Source organism: Flavobacterium beibuense F44-8, from assembly GCF_000769915.1.
Lineage (GTDB): Bacteria > Bacteroidota > Bacteroidia > Flavobacteriales > Flavobacteriaceae > Flavobacterium > Flavobacterium beibuense.
The window spans coordinates 79,231-94,988 of the sequence record NZ_JRLV01000011.1; the positions used below are offsets into that span (position 1 = coordinate 79,231).

The following is a 15,758-nucleotide window of genomic DNA, read 5'->3' on the forward strand; positions in this document are numbered from 1 at the left end:
AAGCTCCGTTAATCGAAATATCTGCTAAAAATCAATTAGTAAAATGAAATTTGTATATACAAAACCACAAAATGTTTTGCGTGTATCATTCTAATAAAACCAATGCATTATGAAAGCTACAACTACTACTCATTCAACAATTGTAAAGAGGCTTAGCCAGGAGCAGGTATTTATGTTATCTGTACTTTTGGTAAATGCCGGAAATTACTTTTATAATCTTATACTGGGACGTGTTTTAGGACCTGCTGCATTTTCTGATGCTGCAATTCTTATTACGCTGTTATTAGTGCTTTCATTTGCGGGTATGACATTTCAAATTGTTACCGCAAAATATGCTGTAGTACTCAAGTACAATAAATTATTTTCCTTTAAACGGTTTATTGTAAGGCTGGCCTTTGCTGCCGGATTGCTTTTAGGTATCAGTGTTATTATGATGGCCGATACACTACAGCAAATATTTAATACCCAAACATCTGTTATGTTTACCATTTTCGGGATGGGGCTTCCCCTGTATTTCATAATGAGTATAAACAGAGGGTTGTATCAGGGACAAAATGATTTAAAGAGATTATCTGTTACGTACCAAACAGAAATGCTGAGCAGGCTTATTATTACATTAGCTCTTGTATTACTTATTCCCTTTGGAACATCTTCGGTTTTTGTTGCTATGGGTATTGCCATCTCACTTTTATTCGGACTAATACCTTTTAAAAGTAATCTGGTTCATGATGCTTTTACTTTTGCATCTGTAGAAGATAAGGCCGATGCCAAACCTATAATGACATTTTTTATGTTAACGGGCTTTTATGAGCTTTCGCAGATTATAATAAATAACAGCGATATACTATTAGTTAAGCATTATTTTAATGATGTTGAAGCCGGACTGTATGCATCACTGGCACTTATAGGCCGTATGGTTTACTTTGTAGCCTGGATGTTTGTAATGATGCTTTTACCTAAGGTTATTAAACTGCATAAAGAAGATGCCGATACTACACGAATACTTTTTAAATATGTTAGTTATGTAACATCGCTTTCGGTCCTAATTGTTTTTGCTACGTTTCTGTTCCCTGTAACAGCCGTTAAGTTACTTTTTGGTAACGAATATATTAGTGTAGCTCCGTTATTATGGAAATATGCTGTAGCGACTTCTATATTCGCCGTAGCAAACATTTTTGCTTACTATTTCCTTTCCATAGGTAAATACCTTCCGGTTGCTATATCTGCCTTATTGGGCTGTACACAAATATTATTGATTGTATTATATCATAGTTCTTTAGAGCAGGTTATTAATGTACAGATAATTGCAATGTTATGCCTGCTGAGTTTCCAAGTTGGATACTTTTTTTATCATAAACTGAAAAACAGATTGCTAAACACTTAACTAGAATATATAATACAAACACACAAACAAAATATCAGTAAATTTTTTTCATAATGTTGATTTGGTTTTTATGATGACACCCATAATGCGCAATTATGGGTGTTTTTCGTTTATTTCTGGTCTTTTTAAGGTGATTTTCATTCAAACTGATTAAAAAACACACCTTTTTGTTTGTTGGATAAAAAAAATAATTACATTTGCCCTTACAATTCACAGAGTGATTATGAAAAATTTATTTACAGTTTGTATGCCATGTAACTGCTGCGCTAAATGTGGGGAGGTTACTGCTATGGTATAAATTGTAAAACACAATATACTTTTAGTTAAAAAGCCTTCCGTTTCGGGAAGGCTTTTTTTATACCCATATTTTAAACAACAACAATGAAAATAGTAACAAACATAACGGCAAATACAAATACAACTAAGTGTTGTATGATGTGTTGTATGCAGAATCCTGCAGAGAGCCGTATGCTTTGTTGTTGCTGTTGTTAATTACTTCCGCTTGTTAAAACAAAAAAAGGCCTCTTTGCAAAAAGGGGCCTTTTTTGTTTGCCGTCATATCATTCTTTTCTCATAAACCATAATTAAATCGATTATGAACACTCAAAGTTATCTGGGCAGGGTAATACTTGCCGGAGCGGGTCCGGGCGATCCCGATCTAATTAGCGTTAAGGCTTTAAAATACCTGCAACAAGCAGATGTAGTACTAACAGACAGGCTTGTATCTCCCGAGCTTATTGAAAAAAATGCAAGGAAAGATGCACTTGTAATTTACGTTGGTAAACAGTGCTCAAAGGGTATACACACCCCACAACAGGATATTAACCAGCTTATAGTAGAGTTTGCACAAAAAGGCAAACTGGTACTGCGCCTTAAAGGCGGCGACGCTACCCTGTTCTCAAACATACTTGATGAACTTAAAACAGTGAAGCTACATAATATACCTTATGAAATTATCCCCGGGATTTCTGCAGCACTGGGAGCCGCAAGCTATACCGGCATCCCGTTAACGGCAAGAGGGTATTCTCGCGGGGTACGCTTTTTAACGTTATATGACCTTAGTAATGTAAAATACCAGCAATGGACCGAATGGGCCGATACAGATGATACACTTGTTTTCTACATGAGTGGGCAAAAGCTACTGGAACTTACCCAAAAGCTATATTCCTTTGGTATAGATCCTGAAAAAGGTATTGCCATAGTACAGCAGGCTACTACCCCAAATCAAAAAACCACTATTCTATCCTTTAGTGATATAAGACATAAAAAACTGCCTGAGTTTCAATATGTACCTACCCTTATAATTATAGGAAATGTAGTAAACCTACATGAACACTATGCCTGGATAAAGGAAGGAGCTACAAGTACATCTTATTTTGATAATCACAAAAACATATACCAAAATGCTGTCTGAAAACAAATTAACACTACTACAACAGTTGGTTGCAAATGCAACTGATACCGAGATTATATGGACAAACGGTTACCTTACAGGTTACCTTGAGGCTGTAAAGGGTACTACTACTGCCCCATCCATTCCTGCCTTAAATAATGCTGAACCTAAAGTTACACTGAAACCTACCATTTTGTATGGTACCGAAACCGGTAACTCTAAAAAAGCAGCATCGTCATTACATGCTGCATTTAAAAAGAGTAAAATACAATCTAAATCGACCGATATAGTACAATATAGTGTATCTAAACTGGAGAAGGAAGAACTATTATTGTTTGTAATCAGTACGCAGGGAGAAGGAGAATTTCCTTTAAATGCTATTGCTTTTTATGAAGAGCTTGTTGCCTCAAACATTAAACTCGATAATTTAAAGTATGCTGTTTTCGGGCTGGGTGATACTTCCTATCCTCTGTTTTGTAATGCCGCTGTATTGCTTAATGAGGCATTACAGGAAAAGGGAGCAGAAAGTATTTTGCCTCTTGTAAAATCTGATGTGGATTACAGTGAAGAGTTTGCAAACTGGCAGCAACAACTCTTAAACTTACTTCAAAACAATAGTACTGCTATCACTGTTAGTGAAGCTCCCGTAAAAACTACTGTTCCGCATAAAAAGGACTATAAAGGAACTGTTAGCCACAAGGTAATATTAAACGACCATGGCTCTAACAAGCAAACGTATCATATTGAAATAACCGGTGACGAAGACATTATTTATGAGCCTGGTGATGCGCTGGGAATAATTCCTAAAAACAGTTATGAGTCGGTTATTGAGATAATAGGATATTTCACTGATAGTCCCGACAGGAAAGTTACTTTTAAGGATAAAACCGATACCTTACTTAACTGGCTTACACAGCTCAATATTAAAGGGCTTAGTAAAAAAACATTAAGCAGCATAGGTGAGCTTCTTGGAGTAAACATATCTTATGAAAAAGCCGATTTACTTGATGTACTTATCGAGAACCCTGTACCTGTTAATATTAAAATTGAAAGTCTTTTAGAATTACTTCTACCTATAGCACCAAGGCTTTACTCCATATCATCATCGGCTGAAGCACATGAAGGTCAGGTACACCTAACAGTAAACCTTAACCGGTTTGTAGCTAACAATAAGGTTAAAACCGGACTGGCATCTCAATATATAACTGATATACCTAAAAAGGGAGAGATTGACTTTTACATACATCGTAACAATAACTTCAGGCTTCCTGATGCCGATACTGATATTATTATGATTGGTCCGGGTACAGGTATAGCACCTTTCAGAAGCTTCTTGGCAGAACGTGATATTACAGGTGCCGATGGCAGGAACTGGCTGTTTTTTGGTGAACAGCATTTTACACTCGATTTCTATTACCAAACAGAAATACAGGAATGGCTTAATACCGGAGTTCTTGCTCGTTTTGATGGTGCTTTCTCCCGCGATCAGGAGCGAAAAATATATGTTCAGGACAGGATTAGGGAAAATGCCGCCGAGTTTAACCAATGGTTACTGGATGGTGCCTCAATATACATTTGCGGACAAAAAGCACCTATGAGTCTGGATGTGGAAAATACTATCATTGAGGTAATTGCCAATGAAAGAAGTATACCTGTAGAAGAAGCAAAACAAGTACTGGAAAGTCTTGAACTGGAAGGTAAATATCAAAAAGACGTTTATTAAAATCTGAAAAAAATGAGCAATAAAAAACTATCGCCTACCGAAGGCATTAAAATAAATAGTGACGGATTAAGGGGTACCCTTAAACAAAGTTTAAAGGACGGACACACCGGTAATGTAAGACCTGACGATGAGATACTGGTAAAGTTTCATGGTATGTATGTTCAGGATGATCGTGACCGCCGTGCCGAAAGAGCTGAAAAAAAACTGGATAAGTTTTATTCGTTCATGATACGTCTTCGTATACCGGGAGGTATAATCAATGCACAGCAATGGCAGTCGTTACACGATATATCTGAACAATATGGTACCGGTACTCTAAAAATTACCACAAGGCAAACCGTACAGTTACACGGTCTTTTAAAACATCAAATAAGGCCTACCATACAGGCTTTTAATACCGCTGCGCTCGATTCTATCGCTGCCTGTGGTGATGTAAACCGCAATGTAACAGTAAGTGCCCATCCACAGGTTTCGCCTATCCATCAGCAGGTATATGAGTATGCCGATAAAATATCTACACTACTGTTACCTAAAACACAGTCGTACTATGAAGTGTTTGTAGATGGTGAGAAAATATACGATCGCTCATCTGAAGCCGATCCGTTGTATGAAGACCGTTACCTGCCACGTAAATTTAAAATAGGGATAGCTATTCCGCCATCAAATGATGTGGATGTTTTTACTAATGATATTGGCCTTATTGCCGTTATTGAGAATAATGAGCTTAGAGGGTTTAATATCGCCGTAGGTGGCGGACTTTCAACCACACACGGTAACCCCGATACTTATTCAAGACTGGCAACGGTAATAGGTTTTACCGATACCGAAGAAAAAACACTTAAAGCAGTATATGAGGTTCTTACCATACAAAGAGATTACGGTAACCGCAGTGACCGTAAACTGGCCCGTTTAAAATATACGGTAGACCGTATGACTGTACAGGGCTTTAAGGAAGAACTGGAAAAACGTATTGGTTTCCAATTACAGGAAGAGCGCCCTTATACTTTTACCGAGCGTAACGACCGCTACGGCTGGGAACAAAACAGTGCGGGCAAATGGTATTACAACCTGTTTATTGAAAATGGCGTTGTACAACCGCATCAAAAAGAGTTTCTGTATAAGGTTTCAAAACTGGAAATTAGCAATTTTATATTCACCACTAACCAAAACCTTATTATTGGGGAAGTTGAAAGCGAAAACAAACAAGCCATACAGGCACTGATTGATGAATATGCTATTGAAACCAATCAAAGCGGAATACGAAAAAGCTCTATGGCTTGTGTGGCTTTACCTACATGTCCGCTTGCACTGGCCGAAGCACAACGTTACCTGCCTGAACTGGTTACCAAAATTGAGCCTTTACTTGCCAAACACGGAATAAGCGAAGAGGAAATATCAATAAGGATGACCGGGTGTCCTAATGGCTGTGGGCGATCGTATGTTGCCGAACTAGGCTTTGTTGGTACAGGTCCCGGACAGTATAACTTTATGCTTGGTGGTGACCGCTACGGATTACGTCTTAACAAAATATACAAAGAGAAATTAAACGAACAACAAATACTTGAAGAAACAGATAACCTGTTACTACAATATGTTAACGAACGTACTAACGGAGAGCTTTTTGGAGATTTTACCTATCGTAAATTTTTTAGCAATAATTAATTATGAGCAATACACTTTTCCCCATATTTCTTAAAACAGAAACCGCCCGCTTTTTAGTGGTGGGCGGTGGTAATGTAGGTCTTGAAAAGGTTGAGACATTACTGCGCCAAAATCCCAAAATACATATTAATCTGGTAGCAATTGAGGTTCTTCCTCAATTGCGCCTTATTATTGATAATCACACAAATATTAACCTATATGAGAAACCTTATGAGGAAACCGACCTCAACAGGGCAGATTATGTAATTGCAGCGACAAACAATCGTGATGTTAACCGACTTATAAAACAACAGGCTAACTCACGAAACATATTGGTAAATGCTGCCGATCAGCCGGAACTGTGCGATTTTTATCTGGGTTCAATAGTAAATAAGGGGGATTTGAAAATAGCCGTTTCAACAAACGGTAAATCTCCCGTATTGGCAAGGCGCATAAGGGAATATTTGGAACAGGAAATCCCCGATGATGTAAATGTAATTATTGAGCGCCTTAATGAAATAAGGAAACATTTAAAAGGAAACTTTGCTGCCAAAGTAAAAGAACTGAATGCAATTACAGCGTCTTTCACAAAAAGCATACATGAAAAATAAATACGTTGCAGATTTGGTTAACAAATAAGCTTGTAGCCAAATCCGCGACTGTTTATAATTTGTACCGCCGGATCGGCACTTAGTTTTTTACGAAGTTTTGAAATAAAAACATCCAGGCTTCTTCCGCTAAAAAAGTCGTCATTACCCCAAATATCATTAAGGATAAAAGAACGGGTAACCATTTCGTTTTTATTTTGATACAAATGTTTAAGCACCTCTGTTTCCCTATGGGTAAGTACTTCGCTCTCATCCTTATAAGTTAACGTTTGTTTGGTAGGGTTAAATACATAACTCCCTATAGCAATATCGTCATCCTTTTTTATTTCCTCACTACCACCCACTACCCTATTAAGCAAAGCATGTATCCTTACAATGAGTTCTTCCATACTAAAAGGCTTTTTAAGGTAATCATTACCCCCATGTTGAAAGCCTTCAACAACATCTTTAGTTTGTGATTTTGCCGTAAGAAATATTATGGGTGTCCTCTTATCTGTTTTCCTAACCTGTTCGGCAACAGCAAAACCATCTGTTTTAGGCATCATAACATCCAGCACCAGTAACTCCGGTTTCTCTTCGTTATATTTTTGCAGGACTTCTTCACCGTCAGCACAAACTATTACTTCAAAGTCTCGGGTTTCAAGGCTTTCTTTTACAATAAGTGCTAACGATGGCTCGTCTTCAGCTAATAATATTTTAATGGTATCAGGCATAAGGCAGGGTAATTTTAAATGTGGTTTCTTTAGTATCTGGTAACAGGGTTAAGCTTCCTTTGTGTTTTTCCATTATGGTTTTAGAATAGTATAGTCCTATACCATAACCTTTTACATCGTGTTTGTTTTGGGTAGGTATCCTGTAAAATTTATCAAATATCTTTTCTCTTTGGCTTTTATCTATCGGTTTTCCGTTATTAGTTACCAGTATATCGGCATTAAGATAATTCGCTTTTATGCTTACCGTAATTTTATCACCTCCATACTTAATAGCATTCTCGATAATATTGGAAAGTACATTTTCAAAATGAAACAAATCGGCCATTGCTTTTAATTCGTCCCTGTCGGCAACAAAAAGTATTTCTTTATCCGTGTTTAACTGATGTTTCTCAACTGCACTCTTAACCATATCAATAAGGTTAAACTCCTCCTTTTCAATAGCAAGCCTATTGGTGTCCAGAGATACGGTTTCTAATATTTTCTCTACCATTATATTCAGTTTACCTAGCTGACCTGATGCTATAGACAAATACCTGTCGGTCTTCTCTCTGTCTTCATCATTATTAAAACGCTGAATAGCTTCAAGAGCACTCATGGATGTTGCTATAGGTGTTTTTAACTCATGGGAAATATTACTTATAAAATCATTTTTACTAAGCATAATCTGTTTTTGCTGACTGATAATTTTTAACAGATACAACAAACATGCAATGATAAATACCGAAAGTAAAAATGACAGAAACAAACCTGCAAAACTTTCCTTTAATACCAATAACGTAATATTAGGGAAGAATATATTTATGGCACTGTTACGCGCCAGGTAACCTGATTTTGCCTCAACCGACAATTTAAATTTACTGTCGTCAGGGTTATTGTATGTATTAATAGTTTCCTGATTTGTTGTTTGCGAAAGAGCATAATCAAAATGAAATCCCTTCCGTTCAAACTCATCCTTAACATAGCCTGATAGCTTATCCAGCTCTACATCCTGATTAAGCATGGATACCACAATTTTTGAAGCCATCTCCGTAAGCTGAGTCAGGCTGTCTATAGGCATAATATTATGTCCTAATATAGTATTAAGTCCTTTAGTTCCGGCTTCTGTTTCAGATGTAATAGTGATATTCCTGTTATCTCCCATACCAGACTGGGCAAATACCATATCTGAATCCTCAAAATTGTATTTTGTTTTAAGGCTGTCCAACAAGTCATCAAGATTTTCGTCAGATGTTGCTTCAATAGTAATAGTACGTCGCTCTCCCGAAGTAGTATCTGTAGAGGCTCTGCCTTTAATGTCGGTTTTTACTAAATCGGCATAATAAGCATCAATACTATTGTTTAACCCCGAAAGGACCTCATTAGTAAGCACAACTTTATTGGCTTTGTAATTTTTTACATTCCAATAGGCTTGGATAGATAAAGTTATCAGGATAACTATACCTATAAAATAGATCAACCTTGTTTGACTGCTTCTTTTCATAACTTCAAAAATAGCAACAAAAAACCATTTTTCATGCCGGTTAACATACGTTAACTTTCATTATACAAAGTAGTTATCCCAAACTCCCTTTTCTGCTGTCAAAACTCCCGATATCCCTTGTTAATAAAGGATTTCCTTCATTTTTTAAGAACGGTAACACTCGTTAACCTTAGTTAACTCAATAAAAAAACAGGCTGAACTTACTTTGTACCATAACAAAAAAATATTACAACCATGAAAAAATTAATAATCACATCGGTAGCCATTTTGGCTTTATTATTAAGTCTGCCTACACAGGCACAGGACTTTTTCGGAACTGTTACTTATGAAACTAAGCTAAGTATGCCTGATTTTGATATTCCCGAAGATCAGGCTCAAAAAATTCCGGAAGACATGCAAGCCCTCATTAAAGAACAGCTTGAGGCAGTAGGACAAAATACCTATACACTTAACTTTAATAAAACAGAGTCTTTGTATGAGAAAAAAGAAACTCCAAAATCGGTTGATCTAAACAGCAGCATAATTATTCAGACCGAAGGTGGTGAACAGGTTAATTATACCAACCTAAAAGAAGGGATAAGTATTGCACAGGTAGATTTGTATGACAAGCTTTTCCTGATAACCGATTCTGTTAACAACTACAAGTGGAAAATAACTCAGGAAACTAAAAAAATAGGTGATTACACGGCTTATAAGGCTACTTATATTTTAAAAGGAGAAGAGGCAAAAACCGCTTGTAATCAAACTCCTAAAGACAGAGAAATAACTGCCTGGTATACTCCACAAATTCCGGTTCAGTTTGGTCCTGCCAATTATGGCGGACTACCCGGACTCATCCTTGAGTTAAACGACGGAGCCCAAACCATACTTTGTTCCCAAATTGTACTTAATCCTAAAAAAAGACCTGAAATAAAAGCACCTAAAAAGGGTAAAAAGCTTACTGCTAAGGAGTTTGAAAAAATATCTGAACAGAAAATGAAAGAGATTCAGGAAGATATGAAACGTAAGTACCCTAACGGTAATGGTAGTTTCCAAATTGAAGTAATAGGTAATTAATTAAAAACTAAACAACCATGAAACGTTTTATTTTATTGCTGGTTCTTATTGCTGCTACAGGCTTAAAAGCTCAAAGTATAAAATTTGAAGGCTTTGTGAAAGACACCTTGGGTCAACCTCTGGAAATGGCTAATGTACTTGCTTTAAACAGCAGTAACAATGAGACGGAAGCATACAGTATAACCAGTGAGAGCGGAAAGTTCTCACTGGGATTAAAAAAGAACACTACATATAGGATACAGGCTTCCTTTATAGGTTTTGAGCCAGAAGAGTTTGAACTTACAACTAGCGACAGGCCTATTTTAAGGGAAATAAAACTTAAGGAAGGGGTATTACTTGAAGGCGTAGAAATTGTACATGATATCCCTGTAAGGATTAGCGGTGATACTATTGTATATAACTCTGACTCGTTTACTAACGGTACTGAAAGGAAACTGGGTGACGTACTTAAAAAACTACCGGGTATAGAGGTTACACCAGAAGGCGATATTATTGCCGAAGGTAAGCAGGTTACCAAATTGATGGTAGAGGGTAAGGATTTTTTTGACGGCGATACCAAAATTGGTACTAAAAATATTCCTGCTGATGCGGTAGATAAAATTGAAGTGCTAAAAAACTATAATGAGGTAAGCCAGCTTAAATATGTAGAAGACAATAAGGATAACGTTGCCATGAATATTAAACTGAAAGAAGGTAAAAAGAACTTTTGGTTTGGAGATATTACAGCAGGCGCAGGTCCGGACGAACGCTTTGCTATTAACCCTAACCTGTTTTATTACAGCCCAAAATATTCGGTTAATCTTATTGGAAACTATAATAATACAGGAGAAATACCTTTTACGTTTGAAGATTACTTTAAGTTCTCCGGCGGGTTAAAACAGTTTATGAAAAAAGGCGGAAGTAACTTTTTTGTAATCCCTCCCGAATTAGAGTCGCTTATCATGCAAAATAATAAGGCAAAACAAGTCACATCGCGTTTTAATGCTGCTAACTTTGGCTATAACCCAAACAAAAAATGGAGTTTTAACGGTTTTGGAATCCTTTCTAATAATAGTATTGATACTCAAAATAACACACTAAGCTCCATACTGAATACCCAAACCGGAGAGGCTGTAACAACCCAGTACAAAGAAAGTACTGCCAGTAGTAAAAACACTTTGGCACTGCTTAAACTGAATGGTAATTTTAAACCTAATAACCGATTTGAGGCAAACTACGATTTGTTTGTAAAGGGCTCCAAACTAAACACCCGTAATTACAGCAATACCACTGTATATCCCAATACTGAACAGGGACAGGAAATAACCGACAGTAACTCAAAAAATCCGTTTTCCCTAAGTCAGAATCTGGATATATACCATACCTCAAAAAACGAGAAAAATGTATTTGCGCTTAACGTACAACAACTGTATCAGGATGAAGATCCGTTTTATAATGCCATACAGCAACAAACTCCCTTTGTATTCCCTGAGTTTATTGCAGGGCAGGAAAGGAATAATCTTAATCAGGAAAAATTTGTAAAAACAAGTAAACTGGATGCCAAGCTGGATTATTACTATCTTATTAATAAACAAAATCAGCTTAATTTCACTTTTGCTAATACTTATGCCTATCAAAATTTTAATTCACACATTTTCCAGTTACTGGACAATGGTACTAAAAACGATTTTAATGATGCTACGCTAAATAATAAGGTAAGGTACAGGTTTAATGATGTCTTTGCAGGTATTCACTATAAGTTTGTATTAGGTGATTTCACTTTCAATCCGGGAGTTACTTTTCATACTTACAATACCACCAGTAATCAATTAGGTACTGATTATGAAAATAATTTCACAAGGTTGCTACCTGATTTTAATGTTGACTATACAATTGGTAAAAACGAATCCATACGTTATGATTTTGCACTGGTAAACAACTTTACCGATATAACCTACCTGGCAGAAGGAACCTTTTTAAACAGCTACAACAGTCTTTACAACGGTAACAGGGCGTTAAACAATTCGGTTTCACAAAAACATTCGCTTTACTATCAAAACTTCAACTCGTTTAACATGAGTCATCTTAACGCCAGTATTAATTACAGTAAAGTGACTGATGCTGTTAATGCTAAAGCCGACTTTGATGGTATAAACAGTGTACAGACATCATTCAATTCGGCGTATGCCAATCAGGATCTCACAGCCTCAGTTGGTTACGGAAGATCGGTGTTTAGGAACTATAAAATAAATCTCGGAGCAAACTTAGGATGGTCTAAAGCTTATAATATTCAGAAAAATGACCAAACCGGAGAGTGGACAGAATCACCATTGGAGTCATACAACCAAAAATACAGTGCTGCCATTACTACCACATTTAACGACTTACCCTCACTAACGCTTGGATACTCATTAAACGTAAGTAATTACCCTAATGATACTTATTTAACCCACAGGCCAAATGCCAAATTGGAGTATTATTTCCTTAACGGTTTTAGCTTAGTATCTAACTATCAGTTGTACAACTATAGCAACCACTCTAAAACCATTAAAAATAAATATGATTTTCTTGATCTTTCATTATCCTACCATAAGCCAGACAGTGCCTGGGATTACAGGATAAGTGCTACTAATTTACTTAATACAAAAACTATAAACAGCGACAATTTCAGTCAGTTTTCCAGCAGTACCTCATTGTATACTGTACAACCAAGATACCTGCTATTCTTTTTAACATATAAACTTTAATTCATTACAGTTATGACCACAAAAATTATTTATTTCGTATTTGCCCTGTTGGTGTCTGTAGCAGGCACAGCACAGGACAGCAGTAAGTTTGAGCCACAACTCAATACTGTACTAAAAGCATTTCAAAATCAGGATGTTTCAAAACTAAATACTGTTTTAGCAGAAAACTTTACCATAGCCGGTATGCCTAAAGGTTTTGAAAAACAAATACTGCCTCAACTTATAGAGCAGCTTCCTCCTTTTGATTCTTATAAAGTAACAAAGGTTAAAGAAGAGACTAACGGTACAAGGGTTTACCTTTATTTTGTTGAACCAAAAACTAAAGAACAGGTAACAAGTAACTTCCTGTTTAACAAAAAAAATAAAATACAAGAATTCAATCTGCTCGATGATAGTGAAATAACCACACAGGTAATAGGGCAATAAAATTGACAGTTAGGTTGGAAACACCTGTTTTTACCTTTCAGGTACTTATACCTGCAAAAAAAATCTAGGTTTCGGGTATATTTACAACCTAACAATACCCCCATTAATACAAGCTTTATAATGAGTAAACCTGTTTATGTTTTAGGTACCGGACTTTCACACAACGGATCGGCAGTTTTATTAAAAGACGGACATATTTGTGTCGCTATTGAAAAGGAAAGACTAACCCGCATAAAACATGATGGTGGTAATGATACAGAGGCTGTTCAGTACTGTCTGGATGCCGAAGGTATAACACTAAAAGATGTTACGCTTGTAGTACAATGTGCCAACTTTGAAATTCCTGAAAGAGACCGTTATAAAGGAAAAAGAGTATTTGCCGAAACCGATAAACCCGAAATCGTAAATATATCCCATCATTTGGCACATGCCTACAGCGCTGTGGGTACTTCTCCTTTTGATGAATGTGCTGTAATGGTTATTGATGGCTGTGGCAGCCCTTTAGAACAGTTTTTAGAACTACACCCTGATCAGCAAAAACATGTTCCAGAAGAAATACTTAATCCAATGGAAATGTTTTGTGAAAAGGATAGCTTTTATCACTATAACGGTACTGAGCTTATCCCGTTAGTAAAGGATTTCAGTCCTATGTCTAAATTACAGGAAACTGCTTTTACTTTGCCAACAACACAGCACTCCATAGGCGGATTTTATTCTACTATTAGTAAGTATGTTTTTAGTGATATGGACGATGTAGGTAAACTAATGGGATTAGCCCCTTTTGGAGAAAGCGGAATTTTTGATTTTGAGGCTTTTGAATTTTTAAATGGTAGATTATTTGTAAAAAACGATTGGAAAAACAGGTTTACCAATCCGTCACAGGGATACGAGTATTTTAAGGAGTATTTTAACTACTATGCTAATGTTGCACTATGGGCACAACAACAGGTTGAAAAAGCAGTAATACAATGTATTACAAACAGACTGGAACAGTTTCCTCATAAAAACCTGTGTTATAGTGGCGGTGTGGCTCTTAATGCTGTAGCCAATGCCAAACTGGAAGACAGTGCTGTAACTGAAAACATTTACTTTGAACCTGCTGCAGCCGATAACGGACTGGCATTGGGTTGTGCTTTTTACGGTTGGCTTGAACACCTTAAAATGCCCAAACAAAAACACAACGGCAGTACCTGTTTTGGTAAACAGTATACAGATGCTGAAATAGAATCGGTTTTAAAAGATTACTCTCAGTATACTTTTAAAAAGTTTAGTACCAAAAATGAAATGGTTCATTATGTGGCTGATAAACTTAATGAAGGTAAAACCGTAGGCTGGTTTCAGTCGGGTTCAGAGTTTGGACCACGTTCATTGGGGAGGCGAAGTATACTTGCGCATCCGGGTGTAAACGGTATGAAAGATCATATTAACAGTAATATAAAGTTTAGGGAGGATTTTCGCCCCTTTGCTCCTGCTGTGCTTAAAGAACATGTAAATGAGTATTTCTCCAAAGGACGATACAGCCCTTATATGATTCTGGTTGACCAAACCAAACCGCAATATATGGAACAACTAAAAAACGTTACTCATAAAAATGGTTCGGCAAGGGTACAGACTGTAGAAGAAAGCTGGAATGCGGTATTTGCAGAATTGCTCGAAGAGTTCTACAAACAAAGCGGAATTGCGGTACTACTAAATACCAGCCTAAATAAAAAAGGTATGCCAATAGTAGAAACACCACAGGAAGCCCTTAACCTGTTTGATATTACCGCCCTAGATATTATGGTACTGGAAAATTATGTAATAGAAAAATAGCTATGTTATTGCTCCAGTTCTTTAATAAGCTGTAATGCTGCAGGAGTGTCCATTCTTTTCAATTCTGCTATCATAAGCTGTTTCTGTTCGTCGCTAATAACAGGTTTCGGCTTATCAAAGTTTTCTTTTGGAGCTTCTTTATAAAACATTTCATCGGTCCAATCGTTTTGAAGTCCGTCAATAACCAAATGCACACGGTTTACGGTTCCTCTATTCGCTACAGAATGGGTAAAATTAGCATTGATATACCAGCATTCGCCTTCTTTCATTTCAAGCCTCTTTCCGTCTAAAATAAACTCAACCTCACTATTAGTTACAATAGGGATATGTAGCCTGAAACTACCATCTTCATACCCAAGGTCGTTATCGGTATGTGGTTTTATCTCAGCTCCTGCTTCAAGCTGTAAAAGGCGTACTGCGGTTTTCTCAAACGGAAACCTATCTAAAACCTCTTTAAAATAATCACATATTTCAAGAGCATCGGTAGCTATAAGCTTACCATCGTCTGACGGTACGGCATAAATAGAATCTGATTTTCCGTTTTGTGACATCAGTGCAACCGATGTCCAGTTCCCCGAATAATTATCCGTATTATAATGGGCTGTCCATTTCTTATACAAAACCTTATCAAGGTCTTCCTTTAGGCGAAGTGTATCAAAAGTAAGAGGAAATTTTATATAGCGTACCGGTTTATCCATGGTATAAGTAAGGTTAGATTGGTTATTACTGCTAAGATAATCAAATTATACCTGTATTATATTTATACAATAACCTTAAAAACAAAAAAGAGCCGGAT

General features: G+C 36.6%; 12 protein-coding genes. 9 read left to right on the top strand and 3 right to left on the bottom strand.

The genetic code is table 11. The annotated features are described in order from the left end of the window. Positions 1-109: 109 nt before the first annotated feature. The 5 genes from Q763_RS11110 to Q763_RS11130 all read left to right on the top strand — a co-directional run bounded on the left by Q763_RS11110 (position 110) and on the right by Q763_RS11130 (position 6,752). Positions 110-1,384, top strand: a complete 1,275-nt coding sequence (locus Q763_RS11110; protein ID WP_035134230.1) for an MATE family efflux transporter — start codon at positions 110-112, stop codon at positions 1,382-1,384. Between the two features lie 595 nt (positions 1,385-1,979). Further along, positions 1,980-2,798, top strand: coding sequence for a uroporphyrinogen-III C-methyltransferase (gene cobA, locus Q763_RS11115; RefSeq protein ID WP_035134232.1), 819 nt, complete (start codon positions 1,980-1,982; stop codon positions 2,796-2,798). Continuing rightward, on the top strand, positions 2,788-4,500 hold the full coding sequence (locus Q763_RS11120) for a diflavin oxidoreductase (RefSeq protein WP_035134234.1): 1,713 nt from the start codon (positions 2,788-2,790) through the stop codon (positions 4,498-4,500). Before cobA ends, Q763_RS11120 begins: the two co-directional genes overlap by 11 nt. Before the next feature lie 12 nt (positions 4,501-4,512). Continuing rightward, entirely contained in the window at positions 4,513-6,162 is a 1,650-nt protein-coding gene (locus tag Q763_RS11125) for an NADPH-dependent assimilatory sulfite reductase hemoprotein subunit (protein ID WP_035134236.1), read from the top strand. 2 nt (positions 6,163-6,164) lie between these two features. Next, positions 6,165-6,752, top strand: a complete 588-nt coding sequence (locus tag Q763_RS11130) for a precorrin-2 dehydrogenase/sirohydrochlorin ferrochelatase family protein (protein ID WP_035134237.1) — start codon at positions 6,165-6,167, stop codon at positions 6,750-6,752. A gap of 17 nt (positions 6,753-6,769) precedes the next feature. Here Q763_RS11130 and Q763_RS11135 read toward each other — a convergent pair whose 3' ends face one another. Continuing rightward, entirely contained in the window at positions 6,770-7,462 is a 693-nt protein-coding gene (locus Q763_RS11135; protein ID WP_035134239.1) for a response regulator transcription factor, read from the bottom strand. Then, a complete protein-coding gene (locus tag Q763_RS17500; RefSeq protein ID WP_052123403.1) occupies positions 7,455-8,942 on the bottom strand; it encodes a sensor histidine kinase in 1,488 nt (495 codons plus the stop codon). The genes Q763_RS11135 and Q763_RS17500 overlap by 8 nt, the downstream gene beginning before the upstream one ends. A gap of 234 nt (positions 8,943-9,176) precedes the next feature. Between Q763_RS17500 and Q763_RS17505 the strand changes: the two genes are divergently transcribed. The 4 genes from Q763_RS17505 (at position 9,177) to Q763_RS11160 (ending at position 14,962) form a co-directional block, all read left to right on the top strand. Further along, on the top strand, positions 9,177-9,998 hold the full coding sequence (locus tag Q763_RS17505; protein WP_052123405.1) for a GLPGLI family protein: 822 nt from the start codon (positions 9,177-9,179) through the stop codon (positions 9,996-9,998). Between the two features lie 17 nt (positions 9,999-10,015). Next, positions 10,016-12,724, top strand: coding sequence for a TonB-dependent receptor (locus tag Q763_RS11150; protein WP_035134241.1), 2,709 nt, complete (start codon positions 10,016-10,018; stop codon positions 12,722-12,724). A gap of 12 nt (positions 12,725-12,736) precedes the next feature. Next, the gene (locus tag Q763_RS11155) at positions 12,737-13,150 is read left to right on the top strand and encodes a hypothetical protein (protein WP_035134244.1); all 414 of its coding nucleotides are present in this window, start codon (positions 12,737-12,739) and stop codon (positions 13,148-13,150) included. A 120-nt stretch (positions 13,151-13,270) separates the two neighbouring features. Further along, on the top strand, positions 13,271-14,962 hold the full coding sequence (locus Q763_RS11160; RefSeq protein WP_035134246.1) for a carbamoyltransferase family protein: 1,692 nt from the start codon (positions 13,271-13,273) through the stop codon (positions 14,960-14,962). Positions 14,963-14,967: 5 nt separating this feature from the next. Here Q763_RS11160 and Q763_RS11165 read toward each other — a convergent pair whose 3' ends face one another. Beyond that, the gene (locus tag Q763_RS11165; protein WP_035134248.1) at positions 14,968-15,660 is read right to left on the bottom strand and encodes an aspartyl/asparaginyl beta-hydroxylase domain-containing protein; all 693 of its coding nucleotides are present in this window, start codon (positions 15,658-15,660) and stop codon (positions 14,968-14,970) included. Positions 15,661-15,758 lie beyond the last annotated feature (98 nt).